Source organism: Synechococcus sp. CBW1002, assembly GCF_015840915.1.
Lineage (GTDB): Bacteria > Cyanobacteriota > Cyanobacteriia > PCC-6307 > Cyanobiaceae > CBW1002.
This window is the reverse complement of sequence record NZ_CP060398.1, coordinates 2,606,244-2,620,693: the sequence shown is the minus strand read 5'-3', so window position 1 is coordinate 2,620,693 and position 14,450 is coordinate 2,606,244. Positions and strand designations below refer to the sequence as shown.

18 protein-coding genes and 2 pseudogenes are annotated in these 14,450 nt (G+C 65.4%); 9 read left to right on the top strand and 11 right to left on the bottom strand.

The features are described from left to right. The first annotated feature begins 342 nt into the window (after positions 1 to 342). On the top strand, positions 343 to 1,032 hold the full coding sequence (locus H8F24_RS12975; protein ID WP_197172329.1) for a substrate-binding domain-containing protein: 690 nt from the start codon (positions 343 to 345) through the stop codon (positions 1,030 to 1,032). A gap of 165 nt (positions 1,033 to 1,197) precedes the next feature. Here H8F24_RS12975 and H8F24_RS20230 read toward each other — a convergent pair. Beyond that, positions 1,198 to 1,467, bottom strand: a pseudogene (locus tag H8F24_RS20230) (YjbQ family protein); the annotation flags it as partial. Positions 1,468 to 1,724: 257 nt separating this feature from the next. Here H8F24_RS20230 and H8F24_RS12965 point away from each other — a divergent pair. Next, positions 1,725 to 2,000 carry a hypothetical protein gene (locus tag H8F24_RS12965; RefSeq protein WP_197169893.1) on the top strand — a complete coding sequence of 92 codons (276 nt, stop codon included), beginning with the start codon at positions 1,725 to 1,727 and terminating at the stop codon, positions 1,998 to 2,000. A 7-nt stretch (positions 2,001 to 2,007) separates the two neighbouring features. Here H8F24_RS12965 and H8F24_RS12960 read toward each other — a convergent pair whose 3' ends face one another. From H8F24_RS12960 to H8F24_RS12945, 3 genes and pseudogenes are all read right to left on the bottom strand, one after another. Beyond that, positions 2,008 to 2,898, bottom strand: a complete 891-nt coding sequence (locus tag H8F24_RS12960; RefSeq protein ID WP_197169892.1) for a bile acid:sodium symporter family protein — start codon at positions 2,896 to 2,898, stop codon at positions 2,008 to 2,010. Between the two features lie 94 nt (positions 2,899 to 2,992). Then, positions 2,993 to 3,769 (bottom strand): annotated as a pseudogene (gene ppk2, locus H8F24_RS19540) (polyphosphate kinase 2). A 115-nt stretch (positions 3,770 to 3,884) separates the two neighbouring features. Beyond that, positions 3,885 to 4,046, bottom strand: a complete 162-nt coding sequence (locus H8F24_RS12945; RefSeq protein ID WP_197169890.1) for a DUF45 domain-containing protein — start codon at positions 4,044 to 4,046, stop codon at positions 3,885 to 3,887. Between the two features lie 361 nt (positions 4,047 to 4,407). On the opposite strand from H8F24_RS12945, the gene H8F24_RS12940 reads away from it, so the two are divergent. Continuing rightward, entirely contained in the window at positions 4,408 to 5,100 is a 693-nt protein-coding gene (locus H8F24_RS12940; RefSeq protein ID WP_197169889.1) for a DUF6629 family protein, read from the top strand. Positions 5,101 to 5,139: 39 nt separating this feature from the next. Here H8F24_RS12940 and H8F24_RS12935 read toward each other — a convergent pair whose 3' ends face one another. Continuing rightward, entirely contained in the window at positions 5,140 to 5,649 is a 510-nt protein-coding gene (locus H8F24_RS12935) for a DUF3122 domain-containing protein (RefSeq protein WP_197169888.1), read from the bottom strand. A gap of 261 nt (positions 5,650 to 5,910) precedes the next feature. On the opposite strand from H8F24_RS12935, the gene H8F24_RS12930 reads away from it, so the two are divergent. The 6 genes from H8F24_RS12930 to H8F24_RS12905 all read left to right on the top strand — a co-directional run bounded on the left by H8F24_RS12930 (position 5,911) and on the right by H8F24_RS12905 (position 10,912). After that, positions 5,911 to 7,029, top strand: a complete 1,119-nt coding sequence (locus H8F24_RS12930; protein ID WP_197169887.1) for a rhodanese-like domain-containing protein — start codon at positions 5,911 to 5,913, stop codon at positions 7,027 to 7,029. Positions 7,030 to 7,166: 137 nt separating this feature from the next. Next, entirely contained in the window at positions 7,167 to 7,688 is a 522-nt protein-coding gene (locus H8F24_RS12925) for a rhodanese-like domain-containing protein (protein WP_197172322.1), read from the top strand. Next, entirely contained in the window at positions 7,688 to 8,548 is an 861-nt protein-coding gene (locus H8F24_RS12920) for a sulfite exporter TauE/SafE family protein (protein WP_231597817.1), read from the top strand. Before H8F24_RS12925 ends, H8F24_RS12920 begins: the two co-directional genes overlap by 1 nt. After that, positions 8,545 to 8,994 (top strand): hypothetical protein, encoded by a 450-nt coding sequence (locus H8F24_RS12915; protein WP_197154372.1) that lies wholly within the window; start codon positions 8,545 to 8,547, stop codon positions 8,992 to 8,994. Before H8F24_RS12920 ends, H8F24_RS12915 begins: the two co-directional genes overlap by 4 nt. An 84-nt stretch (positions 8,995 to 9,078) precedes the next feature. Then, positions 9,079 to 9,708 carry a pyridoxamine 5'-phosphate oxidase gene (pdxH, locus tag H8F24_RS12910; protein ID WP_370594829.1) on the top strand — a complete coding sequence of 210 codons (630 nt, stop codon included), beginning with the start codon at positions 9,079 to 9,081 and terminating at the stop codon, positions 9,706 to 9,708. Between the two features lie 319 nt (positions 9,709 to 10,027). After that, positions 10,028 to 10,912: a transglutaminase family protein gene (locus H8F24_RS12905; protein WP_231597816.1), complete on the top strand. Its 885-nt coding sequence runs from the start codon at positions 10,028 to 10,030 to the stop codon at positions 10,910 to 10,912. A gap of 159 nt (positions 10,913 to 11,071) precedes the next feature. Here H8F24_RS12905 and H8F24_RS12900 read toward each other — a convergent pair whose 3' ends face one another. The 6 genes from H8F24_RS12900 to H8F24_RS12875 all read right to left on the bottom strand — a co-directional run bounded on the left by H8F24_RS12900 (position 11,072) and on the right by H8F24_RS12875 (position 14,402). Beyond that, positions 11,072 to 11,368 (bottom strand): RNA-binding protein, encoded by a 297-nt coding sequence (locus tag H8F24_RS12900; protein ID WP_197154367.1) that lies wholly within the window; start codon positions 11,366 to 11,368, stop codon positions 11,072 to 11,074. Between the two features lie 83 nt (positions 11,369 to 11,451). Beyond that, positions 11,452 to 12,276 carry a hypothetical protein gene (locus H8F24_RS12895; protein WP_197169885.1) on the bottom strand — a complete coding sequence of 275 codons (825 nt, stop codon included), beginning with the start codon at positions 12,274 to 12,276 and terminating at the stop codon, positions 11,452 to 11,454. A 101-nt stretch (positions 12,277 to 12,377) separates the two neighbouring features. Next, complete coding sequence (locus H8F24_RS12890; RefSeq protein WP_197154363.1) at positions 12,378 to 12,521, bottom strand: chlorophyll a/b-binding protein; 144 nt, start codon at positions 12,519 to 12,521, stop codon at positions 12,378 to 12,380. Positions 12,522 to 12,567: 46 nt separating this feature from the next. Beyond that, positions 12,568 to 13,368: a hypothetical protein gene (locus tag H8F24_RS12885; RefSeq protein WP_197169884.1), complete on the bottom strand. Its 801-nt coding sequence runs from the start codon at positions 13,366 to 13,368 to the stop codon at positions 12,568 to 12,570. Between the two features lie 59 nt (positions 13,369 to 13,427). Then, a complete protein-coding gene (locus H8F24_RS12880) occupies positions 13,428 to 14,138 on the bottom strand; it encodes a hypothetical protein (RefSeq protein WP_197169883.1) in 711 nt (236 codons plus the stop codon). 57 nt (positions 14,139 to 14,195) lie between these two features. Continuing rightward, positions 14,196 to 14,402, bottom strand: coding sequence for a hypothetical protein (locus H8F24_RS12875; protein WP_197169882.1), 207 nt, complete (start codon positions 14,400 to 14,402; stop codon positions 14,196 to 14,198). Positions 14,403 to 14,450: the final 48 nt, after the last annotated feature.

Genomic DNA, 14,450 nt, shown 5'->3' with positions numbered 1-14,450 from the left:
TGGTTTGGCCACTGCCAGGTTGATGGCGAACCATCACAGCCGAGCTTCAACGCGTCCTCCGCACTCCGCAGGTTCTGATTGATCGATGACAAGCTTCCCTCTGGCGATGCAAGCGTTGGCTCTTTTGGGTTGCCTGGCACCCATCGCCCTGGCCACATCGGCGGCTGAAGCAGCGCCTGAGCCGCTTCGGTTCGTCTTGATTCCGAAAGTGACCCATCCCTGGTTTGAGGCCGTGCGAGAGGGTGCCGAAGCGGCCGCCCGCATGATCGAACAACAGACCGATACCACTGCGGTCATCGAGTATCGCCCCCCGCCAGGGCGGAGGTCGGCCTACAGGCCTCGATCCTCCAGGCGGCAATTCACTCCAAACCCAGCGGCATCACGATTGATCTGCTGGATGCAGATCGGCTCAGCTCCCTGCTGAAGCAAGCCCAGCTCCAGGGCATTCCTGTGACTGTGTTCGACTCGGAACTCCCGGCTGATCTGGGGATCACGAGCATTGGCAATGATTTCTGCGTGCAGGCGAGCATCGCTGCCGAGCGCCTGGTCAAGCTGCTCGGAGGTCAGGGGGAGGTGGCCATCATGCAAGGCGTGCCCACAGCGCCGAACCATGCCATCCGCGTCGAATGCCACCGGAAGGTGTTTGCGCGCCATCCCGGCATCACGGTTGTGGCATCACCCATCGATGGCGACAACATCGCCACCGCCGAACAGATGGCTACGGCAACGATGCGCCGTCACCCCCGCCTGAAGGGCTGGGTCGTGTCCGATGCCGGCGGCGGCATCGGCATCGGTCGTGCCATCCAGGCACTGGGCAAAACGGGCGAGGTCCGGGTGGTCGGTCTGGATGACCTGCCTGAACTTGTCCAGCTGATCAGGAGCGGGGTGGTGGATTCCACCGCTGCCACCAAACCCCGTTCGCAGGGTTACTGGTCGGTGCTTAGCCTCTGGCAGCAGGGTCTGGGTGCTCCACCGATCCAGCGGATCGACACCGGAATCGCCGTGCAGGGCTCGGCGACGAACCATCGATAGGAAGGATGATCTCCGTTTCAGGGGTCGTTGCCTTCCCCTGCCAGGAGGGTGAGCAGCAGCGATTGCCAGCGGCCAAGGCCGATCCTGCCCTCCACCACCGGCAGGAAGCTGATTGCCCAGCGTCAGGGCAATCAGGTGGACGTGGGAATTGCGCGGTTCATCCGACGGCATACCCGGGCGCAGGTGGAGATGGTTGTGGAGCCAGGGGCGCTCTGGTGCTGCCAGCTCAAGAGAGAAACGCTCGATGTCAGCCAGCAAGCGCTCCTCGTTCTCGTTGAGGGCCAGAGCAGTGGTGGTGTGCTGTCCCGTGGCGACCAGCAGGCCGTCGCTGATCCCACTGCGATCGATCAGAGCCTGCAGGTCCGTCGTGATGTCATGGCAGCAGAAGGAGCCGGCCGTCTGCAGATGGAGGCGGTGATGCAAGTGCTGGGCCATCGGCGAGGTGGGGCGGACATCGATGACCATCAAAACGACCGACGTGCAGACCGCCAGCTCCAACGTCCTGCCTGCTCTCAGCTGGCGTGACTTCCATCCTCCGGAGCCTCCATGGCTTCCTGTAGCGGCTCATTGATCAAAGCAATATAGAAGGAAGCTGATTGTTCCTCCCAGATGAGCGATCGGATGCTCCTTATGCTCCATCGAGCCTGGGGATGGGGTTCCCCATCCAGCGCGGGCTGGCCCTGGGTGGAACCGTGGCCCAGCCCCTGCTGGGAACTCAAGCGTTGGTGTTTCTCTCGCCCCGCCTGAGGCTGTTCGCTCGTGCCGACATCGGCGGTTTCGGAGTCAACAACGCCGTTGATGACTCCTGGAATGCCCAAGCCGGCTTCGGTTACGCCATCGGCAACCCGACCGAGCTGAATCTCTCCTGGCGCCATCTGGAGCTTGGCGGCAGCAACGATGGCCTTCAAGATAATTCCTACAATATCAACGAGAACGGCCTTGAAGTTGGCCTGAAGTTCTTCCTTTAGGCAGCCCTCACCCCTCGATCACAGACGGATCAGCCATGGCCTGAATCGAACGTCGCCAAACCAGATAGGGAAGGATGGTGATCATCATCAGCACTCCGTAGACCCCCGAGGGAAGGCTGTAGGCCGATAGCCCCATCTCCGGACCGGAGCCCCCCACCAACAGGGCTCCCACCGCGATCCCCACCGTGCCGTTCTGGAAGCCGCTTTCGATGGCAACAGCGCTCACCTGACTGGCGGGAAGGCGAAGGATCTGGGCCACTGCCGTACCGATGGCCAGCATCCCCAGGTTGAGCAACAGCAACACCGGACCAAGTGAAGTGAGGTTGGCGACCAGCGTCTGCCATTCGCTGAGAATCGTGATCGCCAGGATCAGCACAAACAGGCCGTTGGCCATCTGTTCGCAGGGGCGCTCCCAGCGCTGGGTCAGCGCCTGCCTCCGCTGACGCAGGAGCACCCCCAGCAGCACAGGCAGGGTGGTCATCACAAACATCTTCAGGCCCAGTCCGGTGATGCTCACGGCCGGGAGGGCCGTGCCCATCAGGGCACGCCCTCCCACCGTGAGGATGAGGGGCAGGGTGATGGTGGTGATCAGGCTGGCCAGGGCTGTGAAGGAGATCGACAGGGCCACATCACCTCGCGCCAGGCGGGTCATGACGTTGGACGTGATTCCCCCCGGACAACAGGCCAGCACGAGCACCCCCACGCCCAGTTCGCCTGGCAGGCTGAACAAACGGATCAGCAGAAAGGCCACCAACGGCAGCAGGACAACCTGACAAAGCACCCCCGCCAGCAGCGGATGGGGCCGACGCAGAGAAAAACCGAAGTCGGCTGGAGTCAGGGACATCCCCAGCGTCAACATGATGAAGGCAAGCGCCAGGGGAAGGGCAACTGTGAACATGCCGGCAACAGAAGTGGGGGCATTCTGATGTGGCCCCTCTCTCAGACCACACCTGTTCATTCCGGCAGCGAGCCGCTGAGGTGTGGCGACCGGCTCAGTTGTCGATGAACACCGAATGGGCCGTCCTCACGACCCGTGGATCGGGCTCACCGACGACGTCGTGATCTTTGTGCTCGTAGTCCAGGGCGTGGAGGACGCTGCGGATGGCGCCGAGACGGGCCCGGCGCTTCTCGTTCGAGTTGACGATCGTCCATGGCGCCACGAGGGTGTCGGTGGCGAGCAGCATCTCGTTGCGCGCTTCGGTGTACGCGTCGTACTTCTCCACACTGACCTCATCGATGGGCGAGATCTTCCACTGCTTGAGCGGATCTTCGCGCCGGTCGTCGAAACGCAGCTTCTACCTGGCCTGCGACACGGTGAACCACATCTTGAAGAGCAGAATCCCACTACTGACGAGTGACTGTTCAAAGGGAGGAACCTGGCGCAGAAACAGGGCGTGCTCCTGCGGTGTGCAGAAGCCCATCACCTTCTCGACGCCGGCCCGATTGTACCACGACCGGTCGAACATCGTGATGTCGCCGGCTGACGGCAGGTGCGGCACGTAGCGCTGGAAGTACCACTGGGTCAGTTCGGCATCGTTGGGCCTCGGCAGCGCCACATGTTCACTGCCGTGAGGATTCTGATGTTCGCGGAAGCGCTTGATCGATCCACCCTTGCCCGCCGCATCGCGACCTTCGAACAGGAGCACCACGCGCAGTCCGACAGCCTTGATGTGACGCTGCGCCTTGAGCAGTTCGATCTGGAGTGCTTCAAGGTCTCGTCTGTAGTACGTCTTGTCAATCGATTCGCCGTAGGGGCGATCGTTCTGCATCTCCTCGATCGTTGCGACGGGGGATGGGCGGTGCTTCTTGCTCATGGGCCTGCCTGAACCGGGCGGAGCGGTCTATGCCCACCACCAACGGTAGCTCCGACAAGCAAACATCACATCACTTCGCCTGTTCCCACGCACCCAGATGGGCCCGCATCGTTGAACAGGAGGCCCACTTGCGGCGCATCGGATGCATGCCGAGCCACACCACCTGCACATCCGGCTTCTGAGCCCATTCGCGCACACGGGCCTTGAAGGCCGCCTTAGCGTTGGTGGTCATCCAATCCGGTCCACCTTCTCCAGCTCATCGCACTCGACATCCATGGTGAAGGCGACCTGCTGGCGCAGCTCGTGCAGGGCGTTATCGCTTCGTTTCCGTTCAGGCAGGCGACAAGATCGTTCTTGATCCTGGTGCTCACGGCATCTGGATTGGTGACCTTTGCATCGAGCAGCGAGCGGCTTGCGCCATCGACGCGCGCGCCGGCAGCTCAAGTGCCACTCCGCCGAGGGCGGCGAAATAGGGGCTGGATGCGTGCGGCTGCCCAGGCAGTGTGGTCGATGCCATCATCGCGAGAGGCTGTTGCACTGCCCGACGCGCCAGGCTGGGGGAATCGCCTGCTGCCGGGGACAGCTCCACGCCGATGTGTTTCTCCAGCAGCGCCAGCTTTGTGGTGGCGGCCACCCTCTTGCCCCTGGGGGTGGCCTCCGTGCGCTACTGCCGGCGCCACCAGCGCGGCGATCTGATGCCCCTGGCCCTCTCGCCCCTGTTCTTCTCGACGCAACAGGCCCTCGAGGGTGTGGTCTGGCTTGGCCTGGCGCCCGGTGGCCCCGACGGTCTCGTGCACTCCGCCGCGCTCGCTTATCTGTTCTTCGCCTATGCCTTCTGGCTGGCCTGGTTTCCCTGGTGCGTGTTGCGTCTGAACCGGCAGGAGCCCCCTGGCCTGCGGCGACGCCTGCTGCAGATCCTTCTGATGCTGGGCCTGCTGCTGGGTGCAGGCCTCTGGTTGCCCCTGCTGCTGAATGGTTCCGTGTTCCAACCCGCCGTGGTGCACGGATCGCTCAACTACACCACCACTCTGTTGGCCAATGGCTGGATCAACCTGGGCTTCGGCAGCAGCGTGTATGGCCTGCTGATCACCGCACCGTTGCTGCTCAGCGGCTCGGGTCGGCTGCGCTGGTTCGCTGGCGGCATTCTCGGCGCCTTTCTGATCACCCACCTGGCCTACGGCTACGCCTTCACCTCGGTGTGGTGCTTCTTCAGCGCGGTGCTGTCAGGGTCGCTGCCCTGGATCCTCAGGGATCCGAAGCCCGTGGAGCATCCCAGCCACGCCTAGCTTGCAAGTTTCTGCGCGGCTGGGTAGCGGTTGGTGGGATCAGGCCTGGTCGCGGCGAGGCTCTGCCGAACCCATGGCGTGGAGCTCCATCACCTGCTCGGGTCTGAGGTTGAAATCCAGGGCACCGTTGCTGGTGGGGACCGCCAGATGGAGGGGCAGCGCCTCACTGGGCCGTGGCACCAAGGCATCCAGATCGAACTGGGCCGATCCGCTCGGAATCGTCGAGCCGTTCTTGGGAACCATCTCTTCGCTGCGATTGGGCAGGCTCCACTCCTGACCCATCGAATCGCTCAACACGAGTTCAGCCTTGTGATCCAGGCTCGTTTTGGCATCGAGAGCGCTGAAGCGGATGCGCATGCCGGAGGGGTACTCCGGGAAGGGCTGCTCAAAGACCTGGGCCGTGAGGCGATGGCCCGCCCGATCGCTGAGCGACCAGCTGCTGTCCGTCGCCAGTGCTGGGGCAGCTCCCACCATGAACGCCAGCAGCAGCGGCAGAACACTCAGCGCCCAACGGGCCAGACGGGCTCGAACACGGATCCTGGAAGACATGGCTTTAAAGGCATAAAGGCTTATTAACACTAATACAGCTGCGACGCCGAGTCGTCGCTTTCCGCAGAACGGCATGGGGGCGCCGCGCAAAGCCGGAGACCCCATCCAGGGCACCGCCGAGCTCGCATCGAGACAGCAGCGCCAGCCAGGCCGGCGCACCCGGGGCCGCAAGCGCCGTAATACCCACAGCCCAGGCCCAAAGAAAGGCTTGCCTCTTCCTCTTTATGCGGCTACTGTCATAGAAGTGAGCACCACACCGCCATGGCCGTCGCCACTGCCCCCTCCATCTCCCTGGTCGCCGCGGCCGGAGGTGGATCCCTGCTGTTCCGCCAGCTGTTCGATGCCGACACCGGCACCTTCACCTATCTGCTGGCGGATGTCCCCAGCCGCCAGGGGGTTCTGATCGATTCGGTCTACGAGCAGCACGCCCGTGATCTCTCCTTGATCCGCGAACTGGGCATCGAACTCGTCGCCTCGATCGATACCCACGCCCACGCCGACCACGTCACCGGCAGCTGGCTGATGCATGACGCCACCGGCTGCGCCATCGCCCTGTCCGCCGCGGCCCGTGCCGACAACGTCACCCTGCCGCTCAACCATGGCGACCGTGTGACCTTCGGGGGGCGTTCCGTCGAGATCCGCAGCACCCCCGGCCATACCAATGGCTGCATCACCGTGGTGCTCGACGACCACTCCATGGCGTTCACCGGCGATGCGCTGTTGGTGCGCGGCTGCGGCCGATGCGATTTCCAGCAGGGCAACGCCCATACCCTCTGGAACTCGATCAAAGAGCAGATTTTCACTCTGCCGGAGAGCTGCCTGCTCTATCCCGGCCACGATTACAACGGCCGCAGCGTCAGCTCGGTCGTGGAGGAGAAGGCCTTCAACGCACGGCTGGGTGGCGACGCCACCGAGCGGGATTTCGTGGGCCACATGGAGAACATGAAACTCCCCCATCCCCACAAGATCGCCGAGGCACTGCCGGGCAACATGCGCTCCGGCAAACCCCGCGAGACCAGCCCCAAGGCCACCTGGGCGCCCCTGGCCCGCAGCTATGCCGGGCTGCCCGAACTCACCCCCACCTGGGTGGTCGCCCACCAGAGCGATCTCACCCTGCTCGACGTGCGCTCCGCCGAGGAATTCAACGGCCCCGATGGTCGGGTGGCCGGCAGCCTGCTGATCCCCCTGCCGGATCTCGAAGCCCAGGCCTCCAGCATCCCCACCGATCGCCCCGTGGTGGTGGTCTGCCATTCGGGCAGCCGCTCCGCCCTGGCCACCCAGCAACTGCTCAAGGCCGGCCGCTGGCAGGTGGCCAACCTGCGCGGCGGCCTCAGTCGCTGGGCGGCTGAGGGCTACCCCCTGGAAGGCGTCAAAGCCTGAAGACGGATCCAGCGGCAACGGTCATCCGCTCAACACGCCTGTCCTCTCCCAGAAGCATGGCGTCGACCAAGACCATCACGACTCCCAAGACACCTAGTACCCGCAAAGCCACCACCACGATGACCACCACCAAGGCCATGTCCAGCCACAGCCCGATCACAGCCCATGAGCTGGCCGACCAACTGGCCGCCCGGGATGTCACGGTGATCGACGTGCGTGAACCGATGGAATACGTCGGCGGCCATATCGCCGGCAGCCTCAACATTCCCCTGTCGCGCATCACGGAGGCCGACCTGCCCCAGGGGCCGCTCGTGCTGGTCTGTCAGAGCGGAAACCGCAGTGCCAAGGCTCTGGCCCTGCTGCAGCAGCTGGGCCGGCAGCACCCCCTCACCGATCTGCCTGGCGGTGTGCCCGCCTGGCAGCAAGCCGGCTTCCCGGTGCGCAAGCTCAAGGGAGCGCCCCTGCCCCTGATGCGCCAGGTGCAGATCGCCGCAGGCACGCTGGTGCTGCTGGGGGTGATTCTGAGCCAGGCGGTGGCGCCGGGCTGGATCTGGCTGAGTGGCTTCGTGGGTGCCGGCCTCACCTTCGCGGGCATCAGCGGCTTCTGCGGCATGGCCCGCCTGCTGGCGGTGATGCCCTGGAACCGGGTCTCGATGTGATGGCCGCCACGATCCATGCGGCAACCGAGCTCTCTTTCACCATGGTGCTGATGCTGCTGGCAGGCGGGGCCCTGATCGGCTTCCTGCTGGCGGTGCTCGGGGCCGGCGGCTCGATCCTGCTGCTGCCCCTGCTGGTGAGTGGTGCGGCGCTGCCTACCAAGGCTGCCGTGCCGCTCTCCCTGCTGGTGGTCACCCTGCTGGCCCTCGGCAATGTGGGGCCCTACATCCGCCGCGGTCAGGTGGCGATCAGGCCCGGCCTGGTGCTGGGGGTTCCGGCCCTGGCCGGCAGCTGGATCGGCGGCTCCATGGTCAAGGCCGGCTGGATCGCCGAGATGGTGCAGCTGGGGATCTTCGCGGCAGCGGCTCTGGTGGCCTCCTGGCTGCTCACCCGCCGCAGTGCCCTCCAGGAAGCGGCCAACGGCGGCAACACAACCGGTTTTCCGCTGGCCCTGGCGGCGCAGGGAGTGCTGGTGGGCCTGCTCACCGGCATCGCCGGCGTGGGCGGCGGCTTCGCCATCGTTCCCGCCCTGGTGCTGCTGGCTGGACTGCCGATGGCGCTGGCCAGCGGCACCAGCCTGCTCCTGATCGCCACCAACTCACTGGTCGCCCTGGCGGCCCTGGGTCACTGGCCAGGCCCCGAGCTGCCCTTGATGCTGCCCCTGCTCGGCGGTGGCGCCATCGGTGCCGTGGCTGGGCAACGCCTCGCCCCCCACCTGCCGGACCGGATCCTGCGCCAGGGCTTTTCCGCCCTGCTGATCGGCTCGGCCCTGCTCACCGGTTTCGAGGCCTGGCGCCGCCAGCCGCAGGCCACCCCGACCATCCCAGATCCACCCACGCCTGCCCTGCCTGCCCAGCGATGAGCCCACAACGCACCTTCCAGTTCCGGCTGCGCAGCAGCCATGCCGCCCCCGATCGCGCCACCGAGGGGCTGGTGGTGGAGTTCCTCACCGACTCCGGCCAATGGGAACCGCAGCAGCTCAGCCTGACGATGCCGGGCTTCCGGATCTATCTGATCGCACTGCTGCTCTGTCAGCACGTCTATCTGGTGGCCAACGCCCGGGAAAAGGCGATCCCGTTGCAACAGGTGGAGGCCGATTTCGTTGTGACCACCAGCAGCGACTGGATCATCGACAGCGTCGACGGTGACTTCCGCATCCGGCTCGATGCCAACGCCAGCGCGCAGGAGCGCAATCTCGCCGATGCCGACGCGATCGCCTACATGCAGGAGCGCATGAAGCTCTGCCCGATCTCCCGCAACCTGCCGGAGAGTGTGCGCAAGCGCATCGACCTCACCGCCCTGAGCTGAACTCGGGACGATTGATCCAGCACCTGAGAGCCCGTGGAGCCGCCCGACACCCCCAGCGGCAAAGCCGCAGCAAGCAGCGTCGATGTGGCCCAACTACGCCGCGACTACCGCCGCGAGGGTCTGCGCCGCGCTGATCTCGATGCCGATCCCGTTGCCCAGTTCCGGCTGTGGTTCCAGCAGGCCACTGCGGCGGAACTGCTGGAGCCCAACGCCATGGTGCTCTCCACCACCGATGGCCACCGCCCCAGCTCACGCACCGTGCTGCTCAAGGCGTTCGATGATCGCGGCTTCGTGTTCTTCACCAACTACCAGAGCCGCAAGGCCAGCGAGATCGCCAGCGATCCCCAGGTGAGCCTGCTGTTCCCCTGGTACGGGCTGGTGCGTCAGGTGGCGATCCTGGGGCAGGCGGAGCGGATTTCGGCGGCGGAATCCCTGGCTTACTTCACCTCCAGGCCCTTCGGCAGCCGCCTCGGGGCCTGGGTGTCGCAGCAGAGCACGGTGATCAGCTCCCGCCAGATCCTGGAGATGACCTGGGAGGAGATGAAGCGGCGCTTCGCCGATGGAGAGGTGCCCCTGCCCTCCGCCTGGGGCGGCATTCGGGTGGTGCCGAACGAGTTCGAGTTCTGGCAGGGTCGCCAGAACCGTCTACACGATCGCTTCCGCTACAGGCTCCGGCCAGAGGGCGGCTGGGCGATCGAACGCCTGGCTCCCTGATCCTCTCGCCGTGTTGGGCCCCACGACAGGGGCGGCGGGCTTGCGCAGGCTCTCGATCCCCATCCAGATCACACTCAGACCGATCATCAGAAACGAGAGCGCTCCTACCCCCGCCAGGATCCGCAGACCCAGCGGCATGCCTGGCGAGGGCGGCAGATCGTCGTCGTCAGGGAGGCCCGGGCTGCCGGGTCGGGCCGGTGGGCGAGGAAGGTGCTGGGGACGCGCCGGTCGATGCGGCTGGCTCACGGACGGCCTGATTGGCTGGAAAGCCCATTGTGGAGCGCGATTCGCACCGGCTTTCGTCCAGGCTGGGCAGCGATTGTGCCCCAGTGGCTCCGTGTTCTTCCAGATCCGCCACGAACTCCACTACGCCTATGCCAGGCCCGTGTTCCTGGAACCGATGACCCTGCGGCTCACCCCGCGCCAGGACTGCACCCAGACCGTGCTCAGCCACCGCCTGCAGGTGCGTGATCCAGCCGACGGCGCAGCGGCGGTGCTCGAACCCGGCGGCGGCGACGGGCTGGTGCTCTGGTTCCACAAGGAACGCCAGACCCTGCATCTCCAGGTGGAGATGCAGGTGGAAACCCACCGCGACAATCCGTTCGACTGGATCGTGACCGAGCCGGCAGCCCGGCATCTGCCGCTCACCTACACACCGGCTCTGCGCGCAGCCCTGGCGCCCTGCCTGGGTGGGCCGCAGCATCCGCAGGTCAGCGCCTGGGCTGCCGAGCTGGCCGAATCCGTGCAGGGATCCACCACCGACTTTCTGATGGCCCTGGCCGATCAGATTCACCACGGCTTCCACCATGTGGGCCGGCCCGATGGGGCAGCGCTGCAACCGGAGCAGACCCTGCAGGAGCGCACCGGGGCCTGCCGCGACACGGCGGTGCTCTACGTGGCCGCCTGCCGCAGCCTCGGCCTGGCGGCCCGCTTCGTGAGCGGCTACTCGATGCACCATCCACCCGAGGTGAGCGAGCACGAGCTGCACGCCTGGGCGGAGGTGTATGTGCCCGGCGGTGGCTGGCGCGCCTACGACCCCAGCCTCGGGCTGGCCGTGGCCGATGGCCACGTGGTGCTGGCCGCCGCCGCGGATCCGGAGCTGGCGGCGGCGGTGTCCGGCACCTACCGGGGCACCGGCGTGACCTCCACGATGGAGTATCGGGTCGACCTGCGCGCCGCCGAGACCCGGAAAGCCCTCGGCTGAGGCAAGGAAACGCCCATGAAAAAACCGCCCCGTTACCAGGGCGGTCAGCTGTGATTGGAAGCAGGTATTGCCGTTCTGCAGGCCCGGAGATCGGGCAAGCAGGTCAGCAACAGATCAATCAGCAATCAGGCCGGTCAGAGATGATCGGCTCGGCTGTGATCACCAGCGGTTGCCGCCGCCACCACCACCGCCGTAGCCACCACCACCGCCGCTGGGACGGGGCTCGGCCTTGTTGACACGGATGGCACGACCCATCCACTCCACGTTCTGGAGATCATCGATGGCCTTGGCTTCATCAGCCTCGTTGGCCATCTCGACGAAGGCGAAACCGCGCTTGCGGCCGGTTTCACGATCGAGAGGAACGCTGCACTTGCGCACCTGTCCGTATTCGGCGAACAGCTGCTGGAGATCTTCCACTTCGGCATCGAAGGAAAGATTCCCGACGTAAATAGACATGAACTCGTTGAACTATGAACCGATCCGAAAACAGCCCCCAAGAAAGTTATGAGCTCGCTTAAGAGAAATCTTGAGATCGGCTTTTACCTTACAGCACCAGGGACAGCCCCCGGACCGTCCTGCGCGAAGACGGTGCAGCTGGCCAGCTCGCAGTACTGCGCCTCGGCCATCGAATCCAGAGAAAAACTGGTCCAGGTGGCGCAGGCTTCTGGAACCGCCGCCACCACGGGCCAATCAATCCGGCGACGGCCGTAGGTGAGGCCCACGCAGGTGAGGGAGCGGTCGTCCGCCATCAACGACCAGAGCACGTGCAGGTCGGGGCGTTGGTAGGGGATCGGCTGGGTCTGCAAAGGCTGCTCGGCCATCACACCCGGCAGGAGCTCGAGCCGGCGCTGGTTCTCCCAGCTGAGGTAAGCGCCATCTTCGGTGGGATAAAACCAGCAGGTTTCGTTTTCGGCATCGCGCAACGGGAAAGCATCGAGACGCTCGACGCCGCTGATCGACATGCGGCTGGCGGGATGGCCATCGCCAGGCACTGGCACGCTGGTGCTGACTTGGCGATCGCTGACTTCGTTGTCGCTGACTTCGTTGTCGCTGAATGCGCTGCCGCTGATCGCATAGACGCCGATCCAGAGGCTGCGGGGGTCGAAATGGGGCACCACGGCATCGCAGAGCCTGGAGCGGCGGCCGTCGACCGGCTCGATCGGATCGGAACCAGTCGCATCGGCCTTGCCGGAGTCAATCAGAGCCTGCAGGGACCCGGGCCAGTCATCCGGCAGGCGGAAGAGACGCAGGGCCACGCCACTGCCTACACCGCGGCGCTGGGCCTCCACCAGAGAGGGCCAGTCAGCGCCATCACCGGGCAGCAGAGCCTCGGGGGCCACAACAAAGACGAGCAGATGAGCCATGGCCCTCGCCGAGGCGACAGAAACTCCGGAGATAGCAAAGCCCGGCTGGCGCCTGCCAACCGGGCTGGAGATCACGGCCGTGAAGACCGCTGATCCAGAACTCAGCCGAGGCCGATCTGGCTCAGGATGCCCTGGCCGGTGAGCAGCTCGGTGGCAAGGCCGATCACGAAGCCCAGCATGGCCAGGCGACCGTTCCAGGTCTCAGCGAAGGCAACGAAACCGAAGCGGGAATCAGAGGTGGTCATCGGGTTGTAACGATGTGTTGCCACCACTGTAACAGGGTATGAAGAGTTATGGGCGCTTCTCGGCGCAGGGAAGCGGGTGATAGCCGTTGCCGTTCTCCTGCCAGCCCAGATAGGCCGTGCCCGGCAGGGCCTCCTGCAGCGGTTCCGCCGGAGGCGTGCTCGGATTGCGGGCATACGCGCTGCCGTCGTGGATGAGCAGGGCGTAAAAGCCATGGCCGGCATCGATCCGCACCCGGCTGATCAACTCCTTCCAGCCGCCCCGGAGCCGACTGGTCACGATCAGGGGGTCCTTGAACAGAGACATGCGGCTGATCGGCTCCAGTGTGCCGTGCTGGTTCTGGAAGATCAGCAGGGAGCAACCACCGGTGCCGCAGACCGTCGGGCCGATCACCGTGGCCACCACCTCCTCGCTGCCGTCGCCGTTGAGGTCGACCCGGTTGTAGGCGTAGCGCAGGTTGCCGGCGTTGAGACAGGCCTGCTGGCGGATGTGGCGGCGCGCCTGCTTCCACTCCTGGGTGCCGTGATCGGGACCATGGCCATCGGCATCCACCGCCGAGGCGGGAAACAGGGCATGCAGCAGGGCCTTCTCCACCGCCGCATCCGGCGTGGCCAGGGGAGGTACGGCGCGCAGCACCTGGGGCTCGGCGGGAGTCCTTGCCCGAGGTGCATCGCCAGACGCGGCGCCCATGCCTTCCGCCGCTGTTGCCGCGAGGGGTTGCAGCATCAGACTGGAGGCCACCACACCCAGCAGAATCGGCAGACCGGAAGCCCAGGATCGACGGCGCCCCGATTGATCGGTCCCGGGAGCCGAAGAGAAGCGGATACGGATCACAGGGAGTGAGCTCACGGATACACAGAGCACAGGACCAGATGTGTTCAATCAGCCAGGGTTCAGCCTGCCTGAGTTCAGCCTGCTTGTCCCGGCGCATCGGGTGACGACAGCACGGTGAGGGGCACCACCAGCTCCATCAGTTCCAGGGGAGCCTTCGGATCGGGCGGCACCATCACCAGCATGGTGTGGGCATTGGGGCGGGTGTCCGGCTGTTCTTCCAGGATCTCCACCGCCAGCAGGGTCTGGCGAAACAGGCGGCCCTTCGCCTCCAGCAACTGCACGAAAATGTCAGGGGTCCAGCGAGCGCCGGGGCCGCGGCAGGGATAGGCCTCCAGCAGATCAAGAATCTCCAGTTCCTCCAGCATCGGCGTGGTCTGCTCGTCCCAGACCAGCAGGGCCGCGCTATCGAGGGCATTGGTCTGCAACAGGTCAGATTCGGCCGTCAGCAGGGCTTCGAGCGACACCTCGGTGTCATCCCGTTCAATCGTCTGGAGCAGAGCTTCCAGCACCACCTGGGTGGAGTCATCGATCTGATCGCCATGGCAGGCGAGCAGATTGGTGATCGCCTGCTCGATCTCCTCGGCCGGCAACACCATCAGCAGGGCCTTGCTGATCGCTTCGAGCACGTCGACCGCCTCGATGCCGACGGCTGAATCGGGATCGTCGGTGCCATCGCCTTCTGAGTCGTCGTCAATGTCGACGCCGCCAAAGGCGAGCTCGGGATCGGCCAGAAAGCGATCGATCGCGGTGAGCACCAGGGCCTGCTCCGGGGATAGGGCGCTCATCGGTGGGGGCTGCGCAGTCACCGCAGCATGGCCAGGCCGGTCGCCGCCTGCCCGGCCTCACTCCACCTTCACCACATCGACCGGCCCTGCACCGAGGCGGTTGAGTTCCTCTGCGGCACGGATCGCCGCCTCATGGGTATGGAAGCGGTGGGCTTCGCCGGCCGTGGCGACATCGCTGAGGTGTTGATCCTCTCCCTGCACCGCCAGGAACATGCCGCGGCCGAGGTGCTTGATCACGTAGTGCTCAGCCTGGGTGCAGTCCATCGGGTGGGCTGGATCGATCTCAGGCGCCCAGAAGTGCATTGCAGGGGC

Bases quoted from the DNA above. Each gene is read 5' to 3' on its own strand.
- H8F24_RS12875 (WP_197169882.1), bottom strand. From the start codon at position 14,402: ATGGACTGCACCCAGGCTGAGCACTACGTGATCAAGCACCTCGGCCGC.
- H8F24_RS12945 (WP_197169890.1), bottom strand. From the start codon at position 4,046: ATGACCACCAACGCTAAGGCGGCCTTCAAGGCCCGTGTGCGCGAATGG.
- H8F24_RS12915 (WP_197154372.1), top strand. From the start codon at position 8,545: ATGAGCCCACAACGCACCTTCCAGTTCCGGCTGCGCAGCAGCCATGCC.
- H8F24_RS12895 (WP_197169885.1), bottom strand. From the start codon at position 12,276: ATGGCTCATCTGCTCGTCTTTGTTGTGGCCCCCGAGGCTCTGCTGCCC.
- H8F24_RS12960 (WP_197169892.1), bottom strand. From the start codon at position 2,898: ATGTTCACAGTTGCCCTTCCCCTGGCGCTTGCCTTCATCATGTTGACG.
- H8F24_RS12940 (WP_197169889.1), top strand. From the start codon at position 4,408: ATGTGTTTCTCCAGCAGCGCCAGCTTTGTGGTGGCGGCCACCCTCTTG.
- H8F24_RS12880 (WP_197169883.1), bottom strand. From the start codon at position 14,138: ATGAGCGCCCTATCCCCGGAGCAGGCCCTGGTGCTCACCGCGATCGAT.
- H8F24_RS12935 (WP_197169888.1), bottom strand. From the start codon at position 5,649: ATGTCTTCCAGGATCCGTGTTCGAGCCCGTCTGGCCCGTTGGGCGCTG.
- H8F24_RS12890 (WP_197154363.1), bottom strand. From the start codon at position 12,521: ATGACCACCTCTGATTCCCGCTTCGGTTTCGTTGCCTTCGCTGAGACC.
- H8F24_RS12930 (WP_197169887.1), top strand. From the start codon at position 5,911: ATGGCCGTCGCCACTGCCCCCTCCATCTCCCTGGTCGCCGCGGCCGGA.
- H8F24_RS12920 (WP_231597817.1), top strand. From the start codon at position 7,688: ATGGCCGCCACGATCCATGCGGCAACCGAGCTCTCTTTCACCATGGTG.
- H8F24_RS12900 (WP_197154367.1), bottom strand. From the start codon at position 11,368: ATGTCTATTTACGTCGGGAATCTTTCCTTCGATGCCGAAGTGGAAGAT.
- H8F24_RS12925 (WP_197172322.1), top strand. From the start codon at position 7,167: ATGTCCAGCCACAGCCCGATCACAGCCCATGAGCTGGCCGACCAACTG.